This is a genomic window from Arthrobacter alpinus (assembly GCF_001445575.1).
In the GTDB taxonomy this organism is placed as follows: Bacteria; Actinomycetota; Actinomycetes; order Actinomycetales; family Micrococcaceae; genus Specibacter; species Specibacter alpinus_C.
Window position 1 is genome coordinate 188,841 of sequence record NZ_CP013200.1, and the last position, 26,382, is coordinate 215,222.

A 26,382-nucleotide genomic window follows, 5' to 3' on the forward strand; every position below is an offset into this window, starting at 1 on the left:
CACTCTCTGCAAAGGGGCTGCAGAACCACTGCCTGCGCCGGCTCCGGTCGTGACTGCTGGCAAAGACTGGCAAAATGGAGGAATGCCTTCTCCAGAAACTACTGCTGATCTCCTTGCCCCCGCTCCGGCTGCCGTGCCAGCCTCACCCGGGCAGCCGGCGTCGCAACGTGAATTTGGCTTTGAAGTCACCACGCGCCTGAACGAGAGCTGCGCGCCCACCGCAGCAGCCATCGAGCAAAACGGCGGGGCGTTCCAAGGCCGCACCGGTGTTATCACCACACCCCACGGCACCATCAAGACCCCTGCGTTCATCGCCGTGGGCACCAAAGCCACCGTCAAGGCCGTGCTGCCGGAGTCCATGGAGGATCTCGGCGCTCAGGCACTGCTCTCCAATGCGTACCATCTATACCTGCAGCCTGGAGCGGACATTTTGGATGCTGCTGGCGGCCTCGGCGCTTTCATGAACTGGCAGGGCCCCACCTTCACCGACAGCGGCGGCTTCCAGGTCATGTCCTTGGGTTCAGGCTTCAAGAAGGTCATCAACATGGATGCCGTCGCTGCGTCTCCGCATGCGGGCGCGGACGATTCAGTGGCAGTGGGCAAGGAGCGCTTGGCGCACATTGACGACGACGGCGTCTGGTTTAAATCGCACCTGAACGGGGACATGCACCGCTTCACCCCCGAGGTTTCCATGCAGGTTCAGCACCAGATCGGCGCTGACATCATGTTCGCCTTCGATGAGCTGACCACCCTGCTGAACTCGCGCGGGTATCAGGAAATGTCGCTAGAACGCACACGGTTGTGGGCGTTGCGCTGCATCGAGGAACACTTCCGCCTCACCGAGGAGCGCACGGGCAAGCCGTATCAGGCGCTGTTTGGCGTGATCCAGGGCGCCCAGTACGAGGATCTGCGCCGCAAGGCCTCTCACGATCTTGGTGAGATGAACTTTGACGGCTTCGGCATTGGCGGTGCACTCGAGAAGGAGAATCTGGGCACCATTGTGCGCTGGTGTGCTGAGGAACTTCCGGAGGACAAGCCCCGCCACTTGCTGGGCATTTCGGAGCCGGATGACATCTTCACAGCCATTGAAAACGGCGCCGACACATTCGACTGTGTCTCCCCCACCCGTGTGGCCCGCACCTCTGCCTTCTACACCCCGGACGGCCGTTTCAACCTCTCAGGCGCCAAGTACAAGCGAGATTTCACCCCGCTGTCCGATGAATGCGATTGCTACACCTGCGAGCACTACACGCGCGCCTACATCCACCACTTGTTCAAGGCCAAGGAAATGGTGTCCTCCACGTTGGTCTCGATCCACAATGAACGCTTCGTGGTGAAAATGGTCGACGACGCTCGGCTCGCCATCGAGGACGGCACCTTCTTTGAGTTCAAGGCCGAGACGCTGCGCCGCTACTACCCTAGGCGCTAGGCGGGCCCGCTCGTCGAGTCAGACGGACACCCGCCGAGTCCGACGGAGCGCAACGTCTGACTCGACGGCGCTCCGTCTGACTCGACGCAAGGAACAGGTATGAGCGCGTACTGCACGCCAACCGTGTACAAGAAGCCGCGGGCGCCCTCATGTCTGGAAGCACGACGTCGGGATCCAGTTGCGCTGCCAACACCAGTGCCGCTTGTCCATGCGAGGCTTCCCCCACCACTTCCAGATCCAGCTCACGGTTGAGCCCAGGCAGAGTTTCAGTACCTCGCCCGTCGAGTCAGACGGACACCCGTCGAGTCCGACGGAGCGCAACGTCTGACTCGACGGCGCTCCGTCTGACTCGGCGCAGGGAACAGGTAACAGACTAGGCCGCAGTGACAGCCTGGTAGGAGGGTTCATTGCGCTTGAGCCAGCGGATCGCCAGCGAGGTAACCGGAATGAGCGCGTACTGCACGCCAACCTTGTACAAGAAGCCCACCAACACGTAGTTCGCGAACATGCCGAAGCCCACGATCCCGATAACGGGAGCTGCGACGGCGCAGAAGATCAGGGTATCCAGGAACTCGCCGGCTCCGCTGGAGCCCATGAGCCGGACCCAGAGTTTCCGTTCTCCGTGGTGTGCTTTCAGGCGAACCATGATCAAGGAATTGACGGTCTGCCCGGCCAAGAATGCCAGCAGGCTGGCCAGCACAATCTGCGGCACCGGGCCCAGAGCGTCCTCAAGTGCGTGTTGCTTGGAGATGCCATAGTCGTCGGTGAATCCGGGCAGGAGGATGATCACCCAGTAGCTGAGCGAGGCAAAAATGGACAGTGCAAACGTGGTGAACACGGCCTTGCGGTTGACTTTGAAGCCGTAAATTTCGCTAATCACATCGCCCAGAATGTAGGCGAAGGGGAAGAGGAAAAAGCCTCCGTCGGTGATGATGGGGCCAAACTGGACACCCTTTGAGGCGCCGATGTTGGACAGGATCACGATGACCGCCATGCACGCCAAGAGAATGCCGAAATAGGGGCTGCCTACGGCGGCAAAGATGGGGGGCGTGGTGGTTTTAAGAGGGGTTGCCGAAGCGTTGCTCTGCAGCGGGGACATGTTCAATCTCAAATTTCTGTTGTTTAAGTGGTTCGCTCATGCCGCACCCCGCGGGGCCGGCCGGCTGTATTATCACTGGGCCCGTCTGCACCCGGGCCACCCTCTATTCTGCCACGCATGACCGGCGGCCGGAATTTACTTGTACTCCGTCCAGCCACTCATGCCGCGAAAGCGCTAGGGTGAATTGATCGCCGAATGCCAACGCAAGTGAAGCAGGAGATACACATGAACTACTGGTGGGTCAGCCATGGCCGCAATTATGAAGCAGCCATCCACGACGGAATGCTCTGGAACTGCCCTGATCCGCACGGTGATCCGGAGGCAGACCGTGGGCGGATCAAGGACATGCGCAAGGGTGACATTGTCTTCAACTATTTCGGCCCCTATGTCCGGGCAATCAGCGCGGTCCTGGAAAAATGGCAGGACAGCCCGCGGCCCGAAGGCTTCGAAAAACAGCTCGATGAACCGGACCAGGGCTGGCTGGTGCGCACGCACCCGCTGGCGGAAAACCTGCAGCTGCACCGGCAACGCGCCGCGGACATCACCGCCGTGGGCGAGCCCGGCCCGTTCAACGCAGCCGGCAAGCCGCAGCAACGCTACATCTTCGCCCTGACGGCGGAAGAGGGGCAGGAGCTTCTCGCAGAAGCCGGAGTCATGGCCCCGCAATCATCAGCCTCCAGCCTGCGTGGGCTGCCCGGCAGCGCTTGGGGCACCGACGAGCCCGACGAGAAGACCCTGACCACCATCCGCCTCGAACAGGCCCACCTGCGCAAAAACCTGTTGCGCGGACGCCAGACCGCCCCCTGCGCCATTTGCGGGGAGCATTTTCCGGCGCGTTTGCTGATTGCTGGGCACATCAAGCCGCGCCCGGAATGCAGCGAAGAGGAGCGCCTGGACTTCGAGCGCAATGCCATGCTGACCTGCGCCTTGGGCTGTGACGCCCTGTACGAATGGGGCTACATCGTGGTGGATGCCAAGGGCCGGATCACGGCGGGCCAGTCTGCCGAAACGCCGCGCATCGAGGCGGCTGTGGAGGCGCTCGTGGGACGCAACTGCACAGCCTTTGCCGAGAGCACCGCCGAGTCTTTCGCGGAGAACAAGCGGCTCATGCTCGAACCGCAACCTTGATTGCTGCCTGCTCCCATCTGCAGACAAGGCACGGCTCTGCAGGCAAGGCACGGCTCTGCAGACAAGGCACGACGGCGGCTCCCGCCAAGGTGCCGCCGTCGCCGTCTCTCTGGGGCGCCGTCTCTCTGGGGCGCCTTTGTCCGGGGCGCTTCGTGGAGCGGTCGGTTACCTGGTGAAGCGCAGGATATCCGCCACTTTGCGCCAACCTTCGACGGCGGCAAAACGGTCAGCCTGTTCCTCTCCAGCGATCAAGTACAGGGTGTCTGCGCCGTGGGTGAAGGCTTCTTCGCCTAGTCCCGCAACCATGGCTTGCTCGAACGCGGGGGCAAGGGTGGCATGCTCCTCATCGACCATAAGTGCGGCCATGACGGCTATCCCGTCGCCGATTTTGAGCCTGCCGCTGCCAACGGGCCGGTCAAAAAGTGCCACCTCAACAAGGTCGTAATTCTCCATGGGAGCTTCGGCCAGGTAAGCGTCCGGCGGCAAATCCGGGACCAATTCCAGGTCCTCCGTCTCGGCGGACAACAGCACGTTTCGGGTGGTGGCCCGCAGACCCTGCGACTGGGCAAATTCAGTGGCTCCGGTGGGGTCATCCGTGACCAGGACCAGCTCGCTTCCGGCAGCAACGGTCTCAGCAACTGCTCCATCGCCCGGCCACACCATCACCTGCTGCGCGCCGATGGTGACCACGGCACCGGCCGCAGTGGACTGAACATCCTGCAAGGTGGCCCAAGCTTGGGCCCAGTCGTGAAAAGAATCCTGCCAGAGAGCCATGTCTTCGCCTTTCTCAACGTGCCAGTTTCGCGTCAATCCTCACGGTCCCAAAGGTGGCCGCATGGGTACGCACGTTCAGCATACAACCGCACCGGATCCTGTCGCGGCCGCCAGAGATGCGCCCGATGCGCGGGTGCAGCCGCTAGCATCGAAGCATGACCTCATGGCAGCAAGATGTTCTCGGCCCGAACTTTGAGCAGCTGACCTTGGACCTGCCCACCGGATCGCTCGCCACGCTGGTCCGGTACGTCGGCGATCCTTCACCGGGAGCCTCCAGTACGCTCGCCGGGGCCGATATCCTCTACGTCCACGGCTGGTCTGACTACTTCTTTCAGCATGAACTTGCCGAATTTTGGCACCGTGCGGGCGTGAATTTTTACGCCCTTGACCTGCACAACTATGGCCGCAGCCTGCGCCCCGGATTGCTCCCTGGACAGATAACTTCTCTGACCGAGTACGACGACGACATCGCCGCCGCGCTTGCGGCCATGGGTCGCAGCGCGGTGGCCGAAGAGCACCCCACCCTTGCTGGGGCTAACGCCGGGGCTGGGGCTACGGCCGGTGTCGGAAATGGTGCCGATGCCGGCACGCCTGAGGATCCCGAGCAACAGAGTTTTGAGCTGGCCTTCTTAGAGGAGGCCCGGCACCGGCTTAGCGCTGCTTTTGACGCCTTGGCTGGCCGAGAACGCATCGAGGAACCGGGCGAAGCGTCCGGTGAACGGCCCCTGGTGCTGCTGGGGCATTCCACCGGCGGACTCACCCTGAGCTTGTGGGCAGCGCGGCACCCGGGTGCCGCGGACGCCGTCGTACTCAACAGTCCATGGCTGGAATTCCAGGCCAGCGAGGTGGGCCGGGCCATGGTGGCGCCACTGATTCAGGCGCGCACCCGGTTTAGGCCCATGGTGCCGCTGCCCTCGATCGATCCCGGCTTCTATACACGGGCCGTGTCCAAACGCTTTGAGGGCGAGTGGGAGTACGAATCGCAGTGGCGCCCGGACCGCGGATTCCCTGTCACGCCGTCGTTCCTGAATGCCGTTTTCCAAGGACAGGCTCAAGTAGCTCGCGGGCTGGGGTTGGAAATTCCGGTGCTGGTGATGCTCTCCGATAAGAGCTATTTGCAACCAAAGTGGTCCTCCAGCGCCCTGGCCTCGGACGTGGTGCTGAACGTTGACTCGGTGGCTAAGCGGGCGTTGGACCTGGGATCTCAGGTGACTTTGCACAGGATTCCTGGCGCCTTCCATGATGTTTTCCTGTCGCCGCGCGGGATTCGTGATCAGGCCTACGCTGGCATGGGCCGCTGGCTCGAGGCAGCACTGGATGCGGACGCTAAAACACGGTGGCGGGACTACTCCCTGCCAACGTGAACTAAGACGGGGAATCAGCGGCGGCGCCCCGAGGTTAAGAGGAACAGAAGCTCCGCCGAACACGCGCTATGAAGGGACAAAGCACCATGAGTTCAACGATGAAAGCCATGACCTACGCACAATACGGCGGCACCGAGGTGTTGAGCCAAACGCAGCAGCCAACGCCCAAGGTCTCCCCCGGCGCCGTGCTGATTCGGGTCAAGGCGGCCGGGGTCAATCCCGTGGATTGGAAGATCATGTCCGGTGGTCTGGATGCGCTCATGGACACCAATTTTCCTGTCATTCCGGGTTGGGATGTGGCCGGGGTGGTGGAAGCCGTGGGATTTGACACCCCAGAATTCAAGGCCGGTGACGAGGTCTACTCCTACGGCCGTCGCGACACCGTCCATGGCGGAACCTTTGCCGAGCTCGTAGCCCTGCCGGCCGCCATTGTGGCCCACAAGCCGGCATCACTTTCATGGGAGGAAGCGGCCGCACTCCCCCTGACAGGCATGACGGCTCAGCGCACCCTTGATACGCTCGGGGTCTCTGCCGGGCAGACCCTGTTGATCCACAATGGGTCCGGAAGCGTGGGCCGCACAGCCATCCAGCTTGCCGTCAATGGAGGGGTGCGGGTCATCGCCACGGCCTCCGCGAAAAACCACCAGCGCCTGCGCGAATTGGGTGCCGAGCCCGTGGCCTACGGTCCAGGGTTGGTGGAGCGTGTGCAGGCACTGGCTCCGGAGGGGGTCGATGCCGTGGCTGATTTTATTGGCGACGTCGTGGAAGAAACCCTGGCTTTGCTGAAGACTGGCGGGCGGCACGCCTCCATCGCTGATTGGGCTGTCATGGGCCACGGCGGTACGTATGTGTGGGTCCGCCCCGATGCGGGCGAATTGGAACGATTGAGCGCCCTGGTCGAAGACGGCACCCTCAGCGTTGATGTGGCCCAAACATTCCCGATGCAGGAGGCTGTCCAGGCCTTCGAAGCGAGCATGTCCGGCCACGGCAACGGCAAGATCGTCCTCACCGGATTCACCAACTAGCATCGCTCCCTCTTTTGGGGTGTTTCCAATGACGCTCGGTCACCAAGTGCAGGAGCGTTGCAGGAAACACCCCAAAAGGTGAGGGAGGGTCGCTGGGTGGGGCCGTGGCGCTTTGGGCGAATACAGCTACGGTTAAGGGGTCCCATCACGCCGACCGCAAGGAACCCTGTGGCCAAGAAGACCAAGAAGTCCCGATTCGGCAACCCTGCCAACGCCAGCGCCGACGCCGCCACCCGATCTGCCAACCGGCCGTCCCTCGAGGCTCGCTTGGACCGGGCCATGGAGTCGTTGTCGCCGGGTTTCGTGGCGTGGCTGGAATCCCAGAGCCGCCCGGACAAATCGATCGATATGAGCCTGGCCATCCTGGACGATTTCTTTGACATGTACCGCCTGCTGGAGCCCCACACCGACCCCACAAATCTTGACCCGGCCGCTGTGCAGGAAGTCATGGAGGTCACCAGTCATGCAAACCCGCTGGGGGTATTGACGTTGCGCGCAGGCGTGCGGGATTACGTTGATTATTTGACTCAGGTCAAGCTCTGGACAGGCACTGCCGAGGCTTTGGAGGCGGTTCAAACCGAGCTCGCCCGCACCGGCGTGGAACCCGCGGAGAGTGATTGGGCCGCCGAAGACTACGAGTTCGCCGACGTTTTTGTCCCGGAAATGACGTCCCAGGAAATCCTTGAAACCGTGGCACAGACCCCTTTGTGGCAAAACACCATGGCCTTGTTGGAGTGGATTGGCGAGGGCAAGGACCTGGCCGAGGGCAACACGCTGCGTGATGCCACGGGCGCAGCGGCAACGCTGGTCCACAGTGGCTTGGGGTTGCTGAGCGATGCTGCCAACCTCACCACTGCCGAGGATCGTCAGGCCTCCCGGTTGGCGCTCTACTTGGAGATGCTCGATGTCACGGGGCTGATTACCTTCACCGGCTCACAGGTTCACGTCACCAAGCCTGCCCTTGATCCGGAGTCCGACGACGACGTCATCGAGACCATGCGTGAACTCATGGGTCTGTTCATTTTCACGGTGACACTGGCCGGTTCCGACAACGGCGAAGAAGGCGAGCAACTCGAGTACTGGCAGCTGGAAATGACCGATTGGCTGACCCAGTGCTCCTCCATTGACCCGCCCGAATCTGCGCCGTTGATCCAGGCGTTGGCCGAGCCCGATTCGGTCCACCCGGACCTGCTGGCCATCGCGAGCAACATTGCCCATTGGGCCGATGAAGGCCTAGTCACCGTGGGCGAATTCATTGAAGTCCCGCCCGCCTACCGCGCCGACGTGGTTGACATGCTCAGCGACGATGTGCCGGTTCAGGCCGTGGGCCCCGGCGCGGAGTCAACCGAACGGAATCTGCCAGAGTCGGACTGACCCTTTTCCTTCCAAACCCTTTTTCAAGGACGACGGCGGCAGGCGACTTCCAGCGCAAGGCGCCTAACGCCGTCGTACTTCAAACCCAACGCTCCCGCAGCGAAAGGGCACTTTCGGCAAACGCTCCCGCAGCGAATGGGCACTTTCGGCAAACGCTCCCGCAGCGAAAGGCTACGGTTAAGACATCCAACCCCTGACCGCAAGGAATACTGTGGCCAAGAAGTCCAGCAAAGCCAAAAAGACCCGTTTCGGCAACCCCGCGACGGCTGCCGCCGCGGAAGGCGCCACCGCGAGCAATGTCATTTCATTCAGCGACGCTGTTGCACAACGTGCCAAGGCGGGGCTGCTGCCAGCACCGATGGACAGGCTGGTTCCCGCCTTCAAAGACTGGATGGCAGCGGCTGGGGTGCCAACTGAGGAGATCCCCAGACTGGCCAGCCTGCTGATGAACTTTTTCAGGAATTACACCGCAAGCGCCTCCTCCCCGGACCCCACAAAACTGGACGTCAAGCTCACCGGCCAAATGCTTGAGGATGCCGGGCGCTTCCACCCCGAAATGCGGGTCAGTGTTTCCCTGGCCCTGAATTCCTATCTCAAGTTCCTGCTGACAACGCAGGCGTGGACCGGGCCCCACACTGATTTGCTGGCCTTGCTGAGTCTCACTGACGAGACAATCTTTGCCCCGTCCAGCCAGGAATTGGCATTGTATGTTTACCATGACGGATCGGACCCGGCGGCGGCGGGAGCAGACCGTGCGGCCCGTCCCTATGTCCTTTGGGCCGCAGCCCTTCTGGAGTGGATCGGTGATGGGCGGGAGCTGACCGCCACAGGATTGCTGCGCCGCAAAGACATTGCTGCGGCCGCCGCGTGCGTTGAGGTCGATGCCCTTGGAAGTGCAAGCGTTCAGTTGCCATCCGACGGCCAAGAACCGGCACGTACAGTGACATCAATGGCACATGTGCCTCGCCTGATGCAGTACTGGCAAGCCCTGATTGACACGAAGTTGATCCGGGTCCGCGGGAAGAAGGCTGAGCCGACCAAGGCGGGACGGGCTTTCCTTCGTGCACCCGCATTGGCCTTGCAGCCGACGGCTCAGCTGGCCTATTGCCTGTTCTACGACGAGACCATCCCGTACGATGACTCCGACCCCGCCGGATCCACCGAGGCCGCAGTCGCCCGGTTGTTGGCAGCCGCCGCATCCAGCGCTCCTGACATCGCCATCCCGTTTGAGCCGGCAGAGGCTAGCCACCCCTTTGATCTCAGCGACTGGCAGGCGCTCCGAGTGGCCCGTTCGCTCACCGATCTGGCCACCGCCGGCCTTGTGGAACAAGGAACTGTTTTGGTGGTTCCACAATCCGTCCGCCTTGGGCTCACGCCCGTGCTCGAGAGCCTTGACGAGATGATCACTGAGGCTGACAGCTCCCATTGAGGGAGCGTTCGCCAAAACACCCCAATTGATGAGGGAGCGTCGTAAGAAGAGTTAGTGCCCTGCGGTACCCGGACCGATCCCGTGCACACGCAGCTGGAGCAGGGCCAGGTCTAGGAGCGGCGTTGCCACCCCGAGTTCGCGGGCGCGGCGGGTGAAGTCACCCACGATGTGCTCGCCCTCATTGGGCAGCCCGGCCGTGACGTCGCGGTACAGCGATGAGGTGAACGCCGAACCGGGGGCGGTCAGGAATGCCAGAGTGTTGGCCGCCTCGGCCTCCGGCACGGGAAATCCGGCGGCAGCGGCCACATCACACGTTTCCATCACCACTCTGGCAACAAAGGCGGCCCCGCCGGGCGCCGCGGCAATGGCACCCACAGGCCCGCGCATCAAGCATGTCACCACGCCCGCAGCAACTATGAACACCCACTTCTGCCACATCACATCCAGTCCGTTGGGCGCTGCGATGACGTCAATTCCGGGGACCGAAATCTCGGCCAGGATCCGCTCCAGCCGTGCGGAAGTGCCGCCGCCCTGTTCCCCGAGGGTCCACCGCGCCATCGGCGCCAAGATGGCAATGTCGCCGTCCACGTTGATGGTGCCGACCAGATGAACCACGGATCCCAGCACCTTGTCCGCGCCAAACTCTGCCGCCAGCGCATCCATGTGCGCCATCCCATTCAGAAACGGCACAATCAACGTGTCCGGCCCCACCGCCGGGGCAAGGTCAGCAAGTGCGCTTTGAAGTCCGGCAGCCTTCACGGTGAGAAGAACGACGTCGTACCTCTCACCCAGCTCCCCTGCCGTGAGTACCTTTGGCTCGATCCGAAGCTCCCGCTCCAGCCCGGCAATCCGCAGGCCGCGCCGCTTCAGGAACGCTGCGCGCTGCTCACGGACAAGGAACGTCACGTCCCGGCCAGCCTCGGCCAGTCGGGCACCAAAATAGCCGCCCGTGGCGCCTGCCCCAACTATGAGAATCTTCATGCCGCAGCTATTCTCCGCGCACGGTGCCGGCGGTATTCGTGCCAGGTGAGCACCACTATGAGGATATCGAACACCGTCAGCGCCACCAGCCCGGCCGACGGCGTGACGCTGAGTTGGTAGAGCTGGTACAGGATGAAGATGATCAGGACGGCGATCATCCACGGGTAGGCCCACAGTTTCTGGCGCAGTAGGGCGGTGACGAGGACAACCTTCACGATGCCGTGGGCCAGCAGGTAGATGGCGCCGAAGAGCACCACATGGTCGGTCAGCCCGGCAGTCCCCTGCAGGATGTGGTTGGCAATGAAGTCGTTGGGGTCATCTGTCAGTTCCGGCTGGGTGATGAGGATGGCCAGCTGCTTGATCTTGTCCGGGGCAACGAAAAGCAGCAGCGTTCCGCCGATCAATTCCAGCACACCGTCGAGGCCCTTGAAGATGATGGCGACGTAGAAGAATCTGTCCCACCAATCGGATTTCCGTGCTGCTGTCATGGGGCCTCCCGCCGCGCGTTCTCTTTCTGGAGGTTAGCACTGCAGGCTAGGCGGATACCGGGACACAGGAGGACAGCGCCCCGCTGCTGGAAATCATGCCGGGACAGCGCCCATTCAATGACTGCCACTGCCCCAACCTCCGTCCCTTCCAACGCTTCATCACCTTTCGGGCCTTTTTAGCCAACGCTTCATCACCTTTGGGGCGATGTCGGCCAACGCTCGTGCAGTAACCAGTACAAGAGTCAGGTCTGCGCGAGCGGCGGGATTACCGTGGCGGGATTCGGAACGTCTCCACGGTGAAATCAAGCAGCGCCTGCGCGCGAGGGCTGAGCCGAAGGCGTTCTGGCCAAATGCCCACCACATTGGTCTGGCTGGCAGGCGGGTCCAACGGTATTAAGGCGACGGGCAGCCCCTCGATCGTGACGGGCGCCCAGTTCGGGCGCGACATCAGGAGCCCATAGCCCAGTCCTCTGCCCACTAATCCTTGAACAAGGTTGATCTGCGGCATGTTCGCTATGACTGTCGGGCTCAGGCCTCGTTCAGCAAAAACCCGGTTCGTATTGGCCCAGCTAGGGCTGGCGTCGTACATTATCAGTGGTTCCGGGGCCAGTTGGTCCAGATCGACAACGTCCTGCTGGGCCAGCGGGTGGTCAACGGGCAGCACCGCCTGCAGCTCAGTCCCGTAGATGGTTTGGCGCTGGAGTCCTGCCGGCAATTCCATGTCATAGACAATCGCCAGGTCCAGTCGGCCGTTCTCCAGTGCGGGCAACAGCTCGTCGTGTGTCCCCACCACGACCTCCACATCAACGCCGGGATGAATTTTGGGAAAGCCGCCAAGGATTGCGGGCAGCACGCTGGCGGCGAAACTGGCGAAGCAGCCCAACTTAACCGGCCCTGTTAACCGCCCAGCTGCCCCACTCATCTCCGCCACCAGATTCTCCGCATCATTGAGCAGGGCCCGGGCCCGCACAGCAAAGTATTCCCCGGCAGGCGTTAGCTGCAGTCCGCGGGCTTTTCGGCGGATACAAAGCTGCTCACCAACAGAGCTTTCCAGCCGCGTGATGGCTTGGGAGAGCGCGGATTCGGAGAAGTGCAGGTAGGCGGCCGCATCGCTGAGCGTTGGAAAGTCGGCCATCGCCACAAACAGTTCCAGCTGGCGGAGGGTGAAATTGGACATAGCGCCACTCTTTCATATAACCGAATTAGTTTGTTGAATTTCTTAAGTTTACTCACGGAAGTTTTACTGTGACACTGATTACACCCCGTTAGCCCGCCCCTGCCGCCAAGTTAGTTCGCAGTCCGCGGCAGGCACTAGGCAGCCCCGGACAAACTTCAAGGACTTCACATCATGAGCAACACAAGAGCTGTTGACACGAAGCGCACGCAGCGACGCGTCGCCTTCGCAACCCTCATCGGCACCACCGTCGAGTGGTACGACTATTTCATCTACGCCACGGCCGCCGGCCTAGTGTTTGCCCACCTTTTCTTTGGGCCAGCCGGCACCCAGATCGGTTTGTTGCTTGCCTTCGCTTCCGTCGGCATCAGCTTCCTGTTCCGACCCCTCGGCGCTTTCTTGGCCGGCCACTACGGCGACAAGATCGGCCGCAAGGCCATGCTCGTCCTGACCCTATTGCTGATGGGCCTGAGCACCATGCTCATCGGCGTCCTGCCCACTTATGAGACGGCGGGCGTCATCGCCCCGATCCTGCTGCTGCTCTTGCGCATCCTGCAGGGCGTCTCCGCGGGTGGCGAATGGGGCGGCGCCGTCCTGATGGCTGTCGAGCATGCGCCCGCCAATAAGCGCGGACGGGCAGGCTCGTTCCCCCAGCTCGGCGTGCCGCTGGGCCTGCTTCTAGCCTCCGGCATCATGGCGCTGATGACAGGTGTCATCGCCCCCGGCGATGCCTTCCTGGAGTGGGGCTGGCGCATCCCGTTCCTGCTCAGCTTCGTCCTGATCGGCGTGGGCTACTTTGTGCGTCGCGCCGTGGAAGAAAGCCCCGTGTTCCTGGAAATCGCGGAAAAGAAGGCACAGCCCAAGGTTCCCATTGTCGAGTTGTTCCGCAAGCATTGGCGCCTGGTCATCCTGGCGGCCCTGGTCTTTGTCGGCAACAACGCCGCCGGCTACATGGCCACGGGCGGCTTTATCCCCAGCTACGCCACCAACCCCGAGGGAATCGTGGGCTTGGAAAAGACGCCCGTGCTGATCGCTATGACCTTTGCGGCAGCCATGTGGCTCATCTTCACGGCACTGGCGGGCGGCATGGCCGACAAAATTGGGCGTAAGCGTACCTATATCATCGGTTACATCGTCATGGCCCTGACCGTATTTCCACTGTTCCTGCTGATTAACACCGGCGAACTCTGGGCCTTGTACCTGGCGCTGCTGCTGCTCACCTTCGGATTGGGCCTGACTTATGGCCCGCAGGCCGCCTGGTACAGCGAGATCTTCCCGGCCTCGGTGCGCTTCTCCGGCGTCTCCATCTCCTACGCCATCGGCGCCATTCTGGGCGGTGCCTTCTCCCCCTTGATCGCCCAGTGGCTGCTGCAGGCCACCGGCACCAGCCTCGCCATCTCCGGCTACCTGTTGCTGACCACGCTCATCGGATTGTCCGCGGTCATCATGCTCAAGGACCGCTCCGGAATCAACCTCAGCATCACCAACCAGGCCGAGCAGGAGGTTGGCGCCACCATTTTCGACAAGCGCCAGCCGTCCAACGTCTAACTTAAATCAAAGCAAGTACGACGGCGGCACCCACCTGGCGTGGATGCCGCCGTCGTACTTTTTGCCCGGGTCAGGGACGAGAGAATCCTAAGCGGCGCAGTCACGCGAGCGCCGCATCGCCCACGCGGCCAGCAGGGCCACTGCCAGCTCAAGGGCGATCACTGCCAGCATTGCTGCTGGCTGCGGATGAGGGCCAACGGCCAGCGTGCTGATGGGATGGCCGCCGCCGTGGTGGGATCCTGCCATGGAAGCAGGGCCAAGGAGCAGCGCAGCGTGCACGGCCACCATGGCGAGGGACATGGTGAACATAATCTGAACGGCCCGCTCATGGCCGCGCTGCCAGAGCGTCACTGCACACGGAAGGCAGGCGGCGGCCATGAGCAGCATCAACGCGCTTTCCCACGGCATGGCACGGTGTTCCCACGCCATCCAAAGATGGGCGCCGACGGAGGCCAGTGCGAAGGCTGCGCACAGACGGACCGGCAATCCGGTCCGCCCCGCAGCCGTGCCAGCACCGACAACGCCGGCAGCTCCGGTATTTCCAGCATGGCCTTGCGTGTCAGCAGTGACAGTTGTCATCGCCGTCAGCTCCACCCGGGTTATTAGCTCCGCCACAATGCGTGCCACCTGCTGGAACACTGGCTGGCACGTCCAGCACGGGGCTGCGGTCAAAGAACCCCTCGGGGCGGAGCTTGAAGCCCACGGTGTCGACGGGCATGATGGGCCAGTCTTCCAAGCGGGGGAAGTGAGTCAGGCCAAAGGTGTGCCACACCACCAGGTCCTCACCGTCCAACTCTCGGTTGCCGGCAATGTAAGCCGGCAGGCCCGCGCCGCCGCCGTGCTGGTTGACAAAGTCACCCGTGGGGTAGCGCTCATCCTCGGAAAATTGCGTGACCCACAGGTCCTTCGTGGCAAATGTAGCGCGCTGGGCCACCGATGATTCGGGGTCCGCCAACAGCATCGGTTGGCCCTGAGGGTGCAGCTTGTAGCCCACGGGCTCGCCCAGGCGATTCAGCGACGTTGGATTGGAAATGATCCAGGTCCGCCCGGCACGCATGTCCGCCTCACGGACAGCCTCGGATTCCGTACCCAAAATGGTGCGCTTGCGCGTGAAGGCATTGCCGCGTTCATTCCCTTCACCCATGGGCACCCGCACCACGTCCTCTTCCTCGACACGGTTGGCAAAGCCGTCGATGGCCATATCCAGGCGCGCCCCAAAGAGGTGCTGGTGGTACGGGGCACCAAGTCCCGGCGCCAGTTCGGATGCGTAAGGGTAGCCCTTGCCCGGATGCGCGCTGGTGAAGACGATGCCAGTGGCCTTGGCCTCGAATTCGATGGTGCCGTCCAGGTAGAGGTACCAGTAAAAGCCGTAGTCGTAGTTGCCAATGGTGGTAAAGAAGGAGACCACCAGGCGGCGGTTGCGGCGGGTGTAGTTGATACCGGTCCACAGATCCGAGTGCTTGGCCAGGATCGAGGCGTCCTCCTCGTGCATGCAGATGCCGTTGCGAATTTCGCGCGGGTTGCCGAAGGCGTCTGCGACGACGGGGCTCAGGTAGGTGATTTCACCCAGGCAGTCGCAGCCCAGCTCCAGAGAATTGGCGTACTGGCCCACCAGGTATTCGCCTGTATCGAAGTAGTTTTGCCAGGACCGCACCGGTGAGGGGTCTCCGTAAGGGACCACCATCTCGGCAATGGATGCACGGTTAATGATGGGGCGTTTGCGGCCGCGGTCATTGAAGGCCAGATTGTTCAGGACAACGCCTTCACGGACGTCGAAGCCGATGTCCAGGCTCCAGTTCTCCCATTCAATGTGATTGCCGGCGGTCACGGAGAAGCTAGGACCTTCGGGTTGGGTGATGTTGATGGGCTTCTGGGTTGTCCGCGTAGGGCCCGTCAGTTCAGGATCCGTGTAATTGCCATGCTCGGCCGGAACCGGGACCACACCAAAATCCAGAACCGCATCGACGCTCTTGTTGGTGACATCCACATAGGCAACCAGCCCATCCACAGGATGCGCCCATGCGCTGTCCTCCGGGAAGTCTTGGTAGAACGCCAGCCCACGGAGAATACGGCGGCCTTTTTCCTCAGGGTATTCAAAGACGCCTGCGGACAGCGGCGCCACCCGCACCTTTTCCACCGCCAGGTTCCGGGCGGCCAGAGCCTCTAGCCATTCGGGGTGAGTTGCTAGAAGTGCCTCTACAACCTCAAATTCCTCTTCTAGCACGGGCAACTCGCCGGTGACTGCGGTGTCGAGTTCGACGGCGGACTCAACAGTTCCACGAGTCACAGAGACCACGGCGTCCTTGGGTGCCGCACCGATTACATCGTGCAGGAACACCCGGAAACGGCGGTCGACGGCGGCCCCCTCGGATGAGCCCCTCGGTGGATCGAGCAGCCCCAGGTAAGCGATCCGGGCCGACTCCCCCAGCAGCCCGGCGGCGTGCAGGATCTCACGCACAGCCGCGATCTCGGCGCTGGTGGTCATTTGATAAGCGGAGACTTCAAGGTCTTTGGCGGCAGTCATGGCAGCCCTTTCATTGCGAGTGGTGGCCATGGCGGCCGAGATTTTTATTCTATGGTTGTAGAGAATACATGCACGTAAGATTCATCACAAGGGTTCGAGTCATATTGCCCAGCCCCCATCACTCTTCTGGAGAAATTAATTGCCAAAAATTGTCGACCATGACCAGCGGCGACTTGAGCTGGTCGACGCCACCTGGCGCATCATTGCCCGGCATGGAATCGAGGGCGCCACGATGCGTGAAATCGCCGCAGAGGCGGGCTTCGCCAACGGTGCCCTGAAGCCGTACTTCCCCACCAAGGACAGCCTCATTACCTTCGCCTTCGGGCACGTCTTCAATCGGACCAACCAGCGCATTGCGGAACGGACCGCCGGAACAGTGGGCCTAGAGGCGCTGCGCGGCTTCTGCCAAGAGGTAATGCCGTTGGACGAGGACCGCATCAATGAGGCACGCATCGTCATCCCCTTCTGGCAAAAGGCCCTTACCGACCCCACGAAAACCGAGCTGCATGAATCGTCCATGAACCAGTGGCGCGCCGTCCTGGCAAAAAACCTCCATCAGGCGCGGAGCCGGGGCGAAGTGACAGTTGCCACCGGAGACGCGAACATCGTCAATCAGCTGATGAGCATGCTCCTGGGCGCCCAAATCATTGCCGCCATGTCACCCGGCAAGCACCTGCCAGGCCAATTGAGCGCCCAACTGGATGCCTACCTGCTACTCCTCAGCCCGGCGGACGGAGCCGGAAGTGAGTAGCCTAAAGTTTTATTCGCCAACTGTCGAAAATAAGTGACAAGGACCACATGAGTCACTAAAGTGGTGGAAAAGTGTTGTCCAACACAAGGGAATTCTCGAATGACCACCCAACTTGAACTTGACACTGCCGAGGGCGTCCAAACCGCCGTGGCACATTCCTTCACCGCGTGGCACGAGCTAGTCTCCGAGTCGTTCGTGCCGCTGCATGTCCGTTCCAGCGATCCAGACCATTTCCATGGCCGCTTGCGCTCCCGCCTCCTGGACGAGCTGTCCATCACCGAGGTCACGGCCACCAGCCATAGCGTGCACCGCACACCTGCGCTCATCGCGCGTTCGGATCGCGACTATTTCAAACTGAACCTCCAGCTGGCGGGCACCGGGCTTCTGGTCCAGGACAACCGCGAGGCCGTCCTGGCGCCCGGTGACCTTGCTGTCTATGACACCAGCCGCCCCTACTCGCTGGCCTTTGACTCCAATTGCCGAACATTGGTGCTGATGTTCCCCCATGACGCCCTCGACCTGCCAGCCGGATCAGTGGGCAAGCTGACGGCCACCCGGATGGCGGCCAGCAAGGGTCTCGGGCGGATGATCAGCCCGTTCATGACACAGCTGGCAGACAACCTCGACGTGCTGTCCGGACCCAGCGGGCACAGGCTTGCCCACAACACCGTGGACTTGTTGAGCACTCTGTTTGCCGCGGAGTTGGATGCGGCACAGGATGGCCCAGAACGCCCGCACGAGGAACTTTTGGGCAGGGTCCGTCGTTTCATCGAGACCAATCTGGCGGATCCGGATCTGTCTCCGGCAAGCGTGGCGTCGGCCCACTTCATCTCCACGCGGCACCTGCACAGTGTTTTTCAGGAGGCAGGAACCACTGTGGCCCTCTGGATTCGCACGCGGCGGCTGGAGAATTGTCGTCGTGAGCTCCGGGACCCCTTGCTGGCACACCGCTCCGTCAGTGCCGTCGCCGCCCGGTGGGGATTCTTGGACGCGGCGCACTTTAGCCGCATCTTCCGTGCCGCCTTCGGTGAACCGCCCAGCACATACCGTCGCACTGTCTGAGCCTGCACTGGCCGGTCGCTCGGCGGCAGTTGTTCGCCATGAGGCAACAGCCCTTCACTAAATGACAAGACAGCGGTCCAGTAGTTCAGCAAACTTGGAATATCTCGTCATTGCCCCCACTGGCTTTGCACCAACTAACTCGAAGCGGAGCACTCATGGAAACGCATACTGACCTTCTCACGGCGATCACTCCGACCGCAGGAGATACCCGGACCATCTTTGACCCAGCCACAGGTGAAGCAGTGGGCGAAGCCCCGGTCCACGGCATTGAGGACCTGGAACGTGCCATCGATGCCGCAACTGCCGCCCAGCCGGCCTGGGCTGCACTGGGCCATGAGGCGCGCAGCGCAGCCCTGCTCAAAGCGGCCGACGCCGTCGAACGCAATGCAGAGGAGCTCGCCCGCCTACTCTCCCGCGAGCAGGGAAAACCGCTCAACGGACCCAACGCCCGCTTCGAGGTCGGGGCCTGTTCGGCTTGGCTGCGCGCCACCGCCGCGTTCGAGATGGCCGCGGAAACCGTTGTCGACGACGGCGAAACCCATGCCCAAATCCACTACCGGCCCATCGGCGTCGTCGGTGCGATCGGCCCCTGGAACTGGCCCATGATGATCACCATCTGGCAGATCGCCCCGGCCCTGCGCATGGGCAACGCCGTAGTGGTCAAGCCCTCCGAATACACCCCGTTGAGCGTGTTGGCACTGGTTCACGTGCTGAACCAGGAACTTCCAGAAGGCCTACTCTCGGCGATCAGCGGAGGCAGGGAGGTCGGCGCCCGCCTGGCCGAACACCCCGCGATCGGCAAGATCATGTTCACCGGGTCCACAGCAACCGGCAAGGCCATCATCAAGTCCTCGGCCGGCACCGTCAAACGCCTAACCCTTGAACTGGGCGGCAACGACGCCGGAATCGTGCTCCCCGACGCCGACCCGGCGGCCATCGCAGAGAAGCTTTTCTGGGGCGCGTTCATCAACACCGGCCAGACCTGCGCCGCCCTCAAACGCCTCTACGTCCACGACGACATCTACGACGCCGTCTGCGAAGAACTCACGGCCGTCGCGGCCGCCATGCCCATGGGCGTGGGCCTGGACGAAAACAATGTGCTGGGGCCCCTGCAGAACAAGGCGCAGTTCGAGATCGTTGCCCGGCTCGTGGCGGCCGCAAAGGACTCCGGCGCCAGGGTGCTGCTGGGCGGAAACCCTGAGGCGGGGCAACCCGGCTACTTCTACCCCGCCACGCTCGTGGCCGACATCGACAACAACAACCCTCTGGTCGCCGAGGAACAGTTCGGCCCCGCCCTGCCCATCATCCGTTACAGCACCATTGACGAGGCGGTATCCATGGCCAACGGACTCGACGTGGGACTGGGCGCCTCCGTCTGGTCCTCCGACATAGACCTGGCCCGCAGTGTCGCGGCGCGCATTCAGGCCGGCACCGTGTGGATCAACTCTCACGGCGGTGTGGACCCCCGCATTCCGTTTGGTGGAGCAAAGCAGTCAGGCTACGGGCTCGAATTCGGCGTCGAAGGACTCAAATCCCTCGGCGTCCCGCAAGTCATCAACGGCTAACTTTCCCTCCCTGATGGGCCCACGGCCCCGAGGGCACCGGTGCGAGCCGGCGAGCTCCGGGAGGGGCTGGGAAGGGGCCGTCGCCACAGCAGTGGCGGCGGCCCTGTTGGCATTGGCCCCAGCCATCCCAAGCATCGAAGTATTTCTGCGCTGATAGTCAACGGCGGTGCCGCAAACAACAAGCCCGCACCTGTGATGGCTGACACACTTAAGGCATCTTTATTCTCCCAATGGAGGTTTTAATGTCACACGAACAAACACTCCCGTCCACGGGCACCGTCACCGGCAGCGGGACCGCCCAAGGACTGAGCAAACGCACCCTCGGCGTACCCGCCCTCGTCTTCATGATCATCGCAGCGTCCGCCCCATTAACGGTGGTGGCCGGCGGCATTCCCAGCAACTTCGCCGTCACCGGAAACGTCGGCGTCCCCCTGTCGTTCATTGTGCTCGGGGTCGCTCTGGCGCTCTTCGCGGTCGGCTACGCAGCCATGAGCGCCCACATCCGCAATGCCGGGGCGTTTTACGCCTACATAGCACAAGGCCTGGGCCGGGCCACGGGGGTCGGCGCAGCCTGGGTGGCGCTCATTTCCTACAACGCGATGCAAATTGGGATCTACGGCCTCTTTGGCTTCGCCTCGTCGTCCTTCCTCAATGCCAAGCTTGGGCTCAGCGTTCCCTGGTGGGCGTCGGCGCTGGTGGGGTTTGTTATTGTCGGCTGGTTGGGGATCAACAAAGTTGATCTGTCCGCCAAGATCATCGGCGTCCTCGTGGGTCTCGAATTTGTCGCCGTCATCATTTTCGACATCGTCGCCTTCACAGTGAGCCCGGAAGGCGTCAGCGGCGCCGGATTGGCGCCGTCGAACTTGTTCACAGCCGGTGTCGGCGCAGCCCTGGCCTTCAGCATGGCGGCCTTCATGGGCTTTGAATCGGCCGCCATTTACAGCGAGGAGGCGAAGGATCCTGCCCGGTCCATCGCCCGGGCCACCTACATCGCCGTCGGCATCATTTCCCTCTTCTACGCCTTTTCAGGATGGGCCATGACAATAGGTACCGGACCCAGCCAGATCATTGCGGAGTCGCAGAAGCTCGGTCCCAACCTGCCGTTCGTCTTTCTCTCCAGCCACGGCGCCGTGATCGTCTCCGACATTGCGCAGGTCCTGTTCATCACCAGCCTGCTCGCCGCGCTCATCGCCTTCCACAACGCGGTGGCACGGTACGTGTTCTCGCTAGGACGGGAAAGCGTGCTGCCGCGCAGCTTTGCCCGCGTCAATGCCCGTCACGCCCCCGTGGCCGGGTCACTGACCCAGTCAGTGCTGGCCTTGGTCATGCTGGCCGTGTTTGCCTTCGCCGGGAATGGGTCGGCGCTCGGTGAGATGTACCCGGTCCTGACCTTCTTTACGTGGCTAACCAACACGGCAGCTTTCGGCCTGGTACTGCTGCTGGTCCTGATCTCGTTGGCAGTCATTGGCTACTTCCGCAAGCACGGTGCCGGGTACTCCCTGTGGACCAGGGTCATCGCGCCGGCACTGTCAGCAGTGACACTCGGCACCGTGTTCGTGCTGATAGTGGTCAATTTCAATGTCCTGATTGGCTCGGACGGCAACTCCGCGCTGTCCTGGATCCTGCCGGCGCTCGTGGTGGTTCCAGGCGTTCTCGGCTTGGTGTGGGGCTTGCGGGTGAAAAAGGACCGCCCGGACATCTACCGTGGCATTGGCTTTGGCGGAGCGCCAGATACCTCAGCCTGACGTTTCATAAAGCTAAGGGCGGTCCGACGTGTGCCGGGCCGTCCTTCCGCATCGGGACGGGGGTCAGCTCTTGGCCAATTCGAGTTCGATACCTGAATTGATTGTCCTCATATAGGGTATTCGTAGATTGTGGGGCAAACAGAATGACGGTTGAGGTCCGCGCGCAGTGTTTGGCTCGGAAATCATCCCGATGACCGCTGCCAGCCCGCGGCCGGCGATTACCTAGGATGATGACGTGAGCATAGACGCAGAAGACAGCCGCACAGCGAAGGTGCCGGCCCATTCCCAAACATTGTCCCGCGGCATCCGCGCCCTGGAAATTTTGGCAGAAGCGCAGTCCCCCATGACCATCGCTGAATTGTCGGAGGCTTTGGGCGTGCACCGCTCCGTCGCCTACCGGATCCTGCGCACACTAGAGGACCATTCACTCTTAATCAGGGACGACGCCGGCCGGGTCCAGGCCGGTCCCGGACTGGCCGTACTGGCCCGCGGCGTCTCGCGCGACCTGCAAACTGCGGCGCTGCCGGAGCTGACGGAACTGGCCAATGAATTATCCATGACGGCCTTCATCGCCGTGTGGGACCATCGCGATTCCGTCACCCTCCTCACCGTGGAGCCACGGCATTCCGGCGCCACCCTGGCCCAACGCCCAGGCACTCGCCATTCCTTTAGTTCAGGTGCCCCCGGCATTGCCATCCAGTCAGCCATCAGTGAGAACGCCTGGGCCCGCCTCGCACCGGGGTTGCCGTACCGCCCCGAAGCGCGTGCCGCCAAAGTGGCCGGTTTCGCCACAAGTTACGACGAGGTACTCCCTGGAGTCTCCGCGATCGCCGCACCTATCCAGGTTACCGGCGGCATGCCCGCGGCAATCTGCGTGGTCTTTCTGGGGCCCGGCACGGATGCGGCGGCCATCGGCGCCAGGTTGGCCACCAGTGCGCACGCCATTGAAGCCCAGCTCCAATAACAGTTCAAATAAGAGGACGACGGCGGCACTCCGGCTAGCCGGGCAACTGGCCTCCCAATACAACCCCACCTAGGGCTTGACGTGATGGGGATTACATGGAACAGTTGATCGTATACGATTTCGTATTTCATAAACTGGCCGCCAAGTAGCGTGCCGCAGTCCACCACCCCAGGAGCGTTCCGTGGAACAAGTCACCGCAACCACCGTCAAGCACGTTGGCAAGGTCATCGCCGTCCATCTGGCGTACCAGTCGCGGGCCGACCAGCGCGGACTCACCCCGGCCAAGCCGTCCTACTTTTTGAAGGCGTCATCGTCACTAAGCCTTAGTGGCTCGGAAATCGAACGTCCGGCCGGCTGCGAACTGCTCGCCTATGAGGGCGAAATTGCCTTGGTCATCGGCTCACCCGCCCGCCGCGTCAGCCTTGAGGACGCCTGGTCCCACGTTGGGCATGTCACCGCCAGCAACGACCTCGGCACTTACGACCTTAAGTACGCCGACAAGGGCTCCAACGTCCGCTCCAAGTCCGGCGACGGTTTCACCCCGTTCGGCCCGGCACTGATCCCGGCGTCCGACGTCGACCCGGCCGGTCTGCGCGTGCGCACCTGGCTCAACGGCGAACTCGTCCAGGACGACACCAGTGCCGGGCTGATCTTCACGTTCAGCCAAATCGTGGCGGACCTGTCCCAGCTGATGACACTGGAACCGGGCGATGTGATCCTCACCGGCACCCCTGCAGGTTCATCCGTTGCCGTCCCAGGCGATGTCATCGAAGTTGAGGTCGATGCCCCCGCAGCAGGACTGAGCACGGGGCGGCTGCGCACAACAGTCACCCAAGGAACCGCAGAACTGGCCGACTTCGGCAACGGACCCAAGGTCACCGATGCCGATCGCGAAGACGCCTGGGGCTCCGCCGAGGCTGCCGGCCTAGCGCCTAAGGGTCTCAGCGCCGAACTCAAGCGCAAGCTGACCAGCGTCGGCACGGCCACCCTCAGCGCCCAATTGCGCCAGCGAGGCTTGAACAATGTCAGCATCGACGGCCTCAAATCCACCCGTCCGGAGCTGCGGATCGCCGGAATTGCCCGCACCCTGCGCTACGTGCCCAACCGTGAGGACCTGTTCAAGACGCACGGCGGCGGCTACAACGCCCAGAAGCGCATCATCAACACCCTCAACGAAGGCGATGTGCTGGTCATGGAGGCCCGCGGCGAGCCTGGCACCGGCACCGTCGGTGACATTCTGGCCTTGCGCGCCCAAATCAACGGGGCCGCGGCCATCGTGACCGACGGCGGCGTGCGCGACCTTGCCGCCGTGGCGGCACTGGACATGCCCACCTTCTTTACCGGCGCGCACCCTGCCGTTTTGGGACGCAGGCACATCCCGTGGGACACCGACCTGACTATTTCCTGCGGCGGCGCCACCGTCCAGCCCGGCGACATCATTGTCGGCGACTCGGACGGCCTGCTGGTCATCCCGCCGTCGTTGGCGGAAGAAGTGGCCGACGCCGCCATTGTTCAGGAGCATGAAGAAACCTTCATCGCCCAGATGGTCACCGAGGGCAACGGCGTTGAAGGCCTGTACCCGATGAACGCAGCCTGGAAAGAGAAGTTCGCGCAGTGGGCCCTCACCCATCCAAACCCGGCCGCGCAGCCGTGACCACCACGGTGAGCATGGGCGCACAAGAAGAAGTGGAGCCGGCCGGCAGCAAATCGGAACGCGCCTACGCGGCCATCAAGGGCAGAATCATCGGCGGTGAGTACACCCCCGGCTACCGGCTGGTGCTGGCCAAACTGGCCGATGATCTCGGTTTCAGTGTGGTGCCCGTACGGGAGGCCATTCGCAGACTGGAAGCCGAAAGCTTCGTCACCTTTGAGAGGAACGTCGGAGCGACGGTGGCCGGGATCGACCCCACCGAATACCTGTACACCATGCAGACCCTGAGCATCGTGGAAGGTGCAGCCACCGCACTGTCGGCCCCGTTGATCACTGCGTCCGACATTGCCCGGGCCCGCGACGTCAACGAGCAGATGCGTGAAAGCCTGGAACATTTTGACCCCGTCCGCTTCACTGCGTTGAACCTGGAATTCCACAGTGTCCTGTTTGAAAACTGTCCTAATCCCCACATCTTGGATCTGGTCCACCGGGGCTGGAATCGGCTGCAGGCCCTGCGCTCCTCCACCTTCAGCTACGTCCCCGGCCGGGCCCGGGACTCCGTTGCCGAACATGAGTCGATCCTGCAACTGCTGGAAAGCGATGCGGGGGCCGAGGCCATCGAACGCACGGCCCGCGCCCATCGCGCCGCCACGCTGGACGCCTACCTGGCCGCCAGCGGATCCGGGCAAAAGCCCACCTCTCTGCCGGCCCATTTTTACTAGTCGCCTCCCCACTATCTATCCGTGCAACCCGAAGAAAAGGACTTTTCTCAATGACTGAGCACTACCTTCCGGAGAACCTGCCCACCCACATCCAGCACTACATCGACGGCAAATTTGTTGATTCCGTAGGCGGCGAAACGTTCGACGTGCTGGACCCGGTGTCCAACAATAACTACGCCACAGCCGCCGCCGGGCAAAAGGCTGACGTCGATCTGGCCGTGGCCGCCGCCACCGAGGCCTTCACCAACGGCCCGTGGCCGCGCATGAAGCCGCGTGAGCGTGCCCGGATCCTGAACAAGATTGCCGACGCCGTCGAGTCCCAAGAAGCCCGGCTCGCCGAACTGGAAACGTTCGATTCCGGCCTGCCCATCACCCAGGCCCGCGGCCAAGCCCTGCGTGCGGCGGAAAACTTCCGCTTCTTCGCGGACTTGATCGTGGCCCAGTTCGACGACGCCATGAAGGTCCCCGGCGCCCAGATCAACTACGTCAACCGCAAGCCGATCGGCGTCGCAGGGCTCATCACCCCCTGGAACACGCCGTTCATGCTGGAATCCTGGAAGCTTGCCCCCGCGCTGGCCTCCGGCTGCACAGTGGTCCTGAAGCCGGCCGAGTTCACCCCGCTCTCCGCTTCCCTCTGGGCCACGATCTTTGAAGAGGCCGGCCTCCCCCACGGCGTTTTCAACCTCGTCAACGGCCTCGGCGAAGCCGCCGGCGACGCCCTGGTCAAGCACCCCGGCGTCCCGCTGATCTCCTTCACGGGCGAAACCACCACGGGACAGACCATCTTCCGCAACGCCGCCACAAGCCTCAAGGGCCTGTCCATGGAGCTCGGTGGCAAGAGCCCCTGTGTGGTCTTCGCCGACGCCGACCTCGACGCCGCGATCGACTCCGCCCTGTTCGGCGTCTTCTCCCTCAACGGCGAGCGTTGCACGGCCGGCTCCCGCATCCTGGTGGAGCGGAGCATCTACGACGAGTTCTGTGAAAAGTTCGCCGCGCGGGCCAAGAACATTGTGGTGGGCGATCCCCACGATCCCCAGACCGAGGTGGGTGCGCTGGTTCACCCGGAACACTACAACAAGGTCATGTCCTATGTGGAGATTGGCAAGACCGAGGGCCGTCTGCTCGCCGGCGGCGGCCGCCCCGAAGGCCTGGAGACCGGCAACTACGTCTCCCCCACCGTCTTCGCGGACGTCCTGCCCTCGGCCCGGATCTTCCAGGAGGAAATCTTCGGCCCCGTAGTTGCCATCACCCCCTTCGAGAACGACGACGAGGCGCTGGCCCTTGCGAACGGCGTCAAGTACGGTCTGGCTGCCTACATATGGACGCAAAATCTCACCCGCGCCCACAACTTCTCCCAGAGCGTCGAGGCCGGCATGGTGTGGCTCAATAGCCACAACGTGCGCGATCTGCGTACCCCGTTCGGCGGCGTGAAGTCGTCAGGTCTGGGCCATGAGGGCGGCTTCCGCTCGATCGATTTCTACACGGACCAGCAGGCAGTGCACATCACGCTCGGCACCGTCCACACCCCCAAATTCGGCGCCTCCGCCACCAACTGACCACCCCACTCGACACCCCTGCTCAAAGA

The 26,382-nt window shown here is 62.6% G+C and carries 22 protein-coding genes; 15 read left to right on the forward strand and 7 right to left on the reverse strand.

Translation table 11 applies throughout. The features are described from left to right. The first annotated feature begins 82 nt into the window (after positions 1 to 82). A complete protein-coding gene (tgt, locus tag AS189_RS00775) occupies positions 83 to 1,429 on the forward strand; it encodes a tRNA guanosine(34) transglycosylase Tgt (protein WP_062285581.1) in 1,347 nt (448 codons plus the stop codon). A 373-nt stretch (positions 1,430 to 1,802) separates the two neighbouring features. Here the strand turns inward: tgt and AS189_RS00780 are convergent, their stop codons facing one another. Then, a complete protein-coding gene (locus tag AS189_RS00780) occupies positions 1,803 to 2,528 on the reverse strand; it encodes a queuosine precursor transporter (protein ID WP_062285583.1) in 726 nt (241 codons plus the stop codon). Positions 2,529 to 2,753: 225 nt separating this feature from the next. Between AS189_RS00780 and AS189_RS00785 the strand changes: the two genes are divergently transcribed. Further along, the gene (locus AS189_RS00785) at positions 2,754 to 3,656 is read left to right on the forward strand and encodes an HNH endonuclease (protein ID WP_062285585.1); all 903 of its coding nucleotides are present in this window, start codon (positions 2,754 to 2,756) and stop codon (positions 3,654 to 3,656) included. A gap of 165 nt (positions 3,657 to 3,821) precedes the next feature. On the opposite strand, the gene AS189_RS00790 is transcribed toward AS189_RS00785, so the two are convergent. Further along, positions 3,822 to 4,430, reverse strand: coding sequence for a hypothetical protein (locus AS189_RS00790; RefSeq protein WP_062285587.1), 609 nt, complete (start codon positions 4,428 to 4,430; stop codon positions 3,822 to 3,824). A gap of 155 nt (positions 4,431 to 4,585) precedes the next feature. Between AS189_RS00790 and AS189_RS00795 the strand changes: the two genes are divergently transcribed. From AS189_RS00795 to AS189_RS00810, 4 genes are all read left to right on the forward strand, one after another. Continuing rightward, on the forward strand, positions 4,586 to 5,794 hold the full coding sequence (locus tag AS189_RS00795; protein WP_062285589.1) for an alpha/beta hydrolase: 1,209 nt from the start codon (positions 4,586 to 4,588) through the stop codon (positions 5,792 to 5,794). A 98-nt stretch (positions 5,795 to 5,892) separates the two neighbouring features. Next, positions 5,893 to 6,819: an NADP-dependent oxidoreductase gene (locus AS189_RS00800; protein ID WP_082633926.1), complete on the forward strand. Its 927-nt coding sequence runs from the start codon at positions 5,893 to 5,895 to the stop codon at positions 6,817 to 6,819. A gap of 168 nt (positions 6,820 to 6,987) precedes the next feature. Next, a complete protein-coding gene (locus tag AS189_RS00805) occupies positions 6,988 to 8,193 on the forward strand; it encodes a hypothetical protein (RefSeq protein WP_062285594.1) in 1,206 nt (401 codons plus the stop codon). 211 nt (positions 8,194 to 8,404) lie between these two features. Further along, positions 8,405 to 9,622 (forward strand): hypothetical protein, encoded by a 1,218-nt coding sequence (locus AS189_RS00810; protein ID WP_062285596.1) that lies wholly within the window; start codon positions 8,405 to 8,407, stop codon positions 9,620 to 9,622. Between the two features lie 51 nt (positions 9,623 to 9,673). Here AS189_RS00810 and AS189_RS00815 read toward each other — a convergent pair whose 3' ends face one another. From AS189_RS00815 to AS189_RS00825, 3 genes are all read right to left on the reverse strand, one after another. Further along, positions 9,674 to 10,603, reverse strand: coding sequence for a ketopantoate reductase family protein (locus AS189_RS00815; protein ID WP_062285598.1), 930 nt, complete (start codon positions 10,601 to 10,603; stop codon positions 9,674 to 9,676). Then, positions 10,600 to 11,091: a DUF2127 domain-containing protein gene (locus AS189_RS00820; protein ID WP_062285601.1), complete on the reverse strand. Its 492-nt coding sequence runs from the start codon at positions 11,089 to 11,091 to the stop codon at positions 10,600 to 10,602. The genes AS189_RS00815 and AS189_RS00820 overlap by 4 nt, the downstream gene beginning before the upstream one ends. Positions 11,092 to 11,356: 265 nt before the next feature. After that, positions 11,357 to 12,268 carry a LysR substrate-binding domain-containing protein gene (locus tag AS189_RS00825; protein WP_062285603.1) on the reverse strand — a complete coding sequence of 304 codons (912 nt, stop codon included), beginning with the start codon at positions 12,266 to 12,268 and terminating at the stop codon, positions 11,357 to 11,359. A gap of 171 nt (positions 12,269 to 12,439) precedes the next feature. On the opposite strand from AS189_RS00825, the gene AS189_RS00830 reads away from it, so the two are divergent. Then, positions 12,440 to 13,813 (forward strand): MFS transporter, encoded by a 1,374-nt coding sequence (locus tag AS189_RS00830; RefSeq protein WP_062285605.1) that lies wholly within the window; start codon positions 12,440 to 12,442, stop codon positions 13,811 to 13,813. Between the two features lie 87 nt (positions 13,814 to 13,900). Here the strand turns inward: AS189_RS00830 and AS189_RS00835 are convergent, their stop codons facing one another. Further along, a complete protein-coding gene (locus tag AS189_RS00835; protein ID WP_062285607.1) occupies positions 13,901 to 14,392 on the reverse strand; it encodes a hypothetical protein in 492 nt (163 codons plus the stop codon). Beyond that, positions 14,373 to 16,337 (reverse strand): primary-amine oxidase, encoded by a 1,965-nt coding sequence (locus tag AS189_RS00840; protein ID WP_062292685.1) that lies wholly within the window; start codon positions 16,335 to 16,337, stop codon positions 14,373 to 14,375. The genes AS189_RS00835 and AS189_RS00840 overlap by 20 nt, the downstream gene beginning before the upstream one ends. A gap of 139 nt (positions 16,338 to 16,476) precedes the next feature. Here AS189_RS00840 and AS189_RS00845 point away from each other — a divergent pair, with 139 nt between their 5' ends. The 8 genes from AS189_RS00845 (at position 16,477) to hpaE (ending at position 26,353) form a co-directional block, all read left to right on the forward strand. Further along, positions 16,477 to 17,088: a TetR/AcrR family transcriptional regulator gene (locus tag AS189_RS00845; protein ID WP_062285611.1), complete on the forward strand. Its 612-nt coding sequence runs from the start codon at positions 16,477 to 16,479 to the stop codon at positions 17,086 to 17,088. Between the two features lie 99 nt (positions 17,089 to 17,187). After that, complete coding sequence (locus tag AS189_RS00850) at positions 17,188 to 18,150, forward strand: helix-turn-helix domain-containing protein (protein ID WP_062285613.1); 963 nt, start codon at positions 17,188 to 17,190, stop codon at positions 18,148 to 18,150. Between the two features lie 155 nt (positions 18,151 to 18,305). Beyond that, positions 18,306 to 19,715 carry an aldehyde dehydrogenase family protein gene (locus AS189_RS00855; RefSeq protein ID WP_062285614.1) on the forward strand — a complete coding sequence of 470 codons (1,410 nt, stop codon included), beginning with the start codon at positions 18,306 to 18,308 and terminating at the stop codon, positions 19,713 to 19,715. Between the two features lie 242 nt (positions 19,716 to 19,957). Continuing rightward, positions 19,958 to 21,460, forward strand: coding sequence for an APC family permease (locus AS189_RS00860; protein ID WP_062285617.1), 1,503 nt, complete (start codon positions 19,958 to 19,960; stop codon positions 21,458 to 21,460). A gap of 235 nt (positions 21,461 to 21,695) precedes the next feature. Continuing rightward, on the forward strand, positions 21,696 to 22,424 hold the full coding sequence (locus AS189_RS00865; protein WP_062285619.1) for an IclR family transcriptional regulator: 729 nt from the start codon (positions 21,696 to 21,698) through the stop codon (positions 22,422 to 22,424). Positions 22,425 to 22,605: 181 nt separating this feature from the next. Continuing rightward, positions 22,606 to 24,078: a fumarylacetoacetate hydrolase family protein gene (locus AS189_RS00870; protein WP_062285622.1), complete on the forward strand. Its 1,473-nt coding sequence runs from the start codon at positions 22,606 to 22,608 to the stop codon at positions 24,076 to 24,078. Between the two features lie 14 nt (positions 24,079 to 24,092). Next, a complete protein-coding gene (locus AS189_RS00875; RefSeq protein ID WP_062292688.1) occupies positions 24,093 to 24,797 on the forward strand; it encodes a GntR family transcriptional regulator in 705 nt (234 codons plus the stop codon). A 50-nt stretch (positions 24,798 to 24,847) separates the two neighbouring features. Further along, on the forward strand, positions 24,848 to 26,353 hold the full coding sequence (hpaE, locus tag AS189_RS00880) for a 5-carboxymethyl-2-hydroxymuconate semialdehyde dehydrogenase (RefSeq protein ID WP_062285624.1): 1,506 nt from the start codon (positions 24,848 to 24,850) through the stop codon (positions 26,351 to 26,353). Positions 26,354 to 26,382 lie beyond the last annotated feature (29 nt).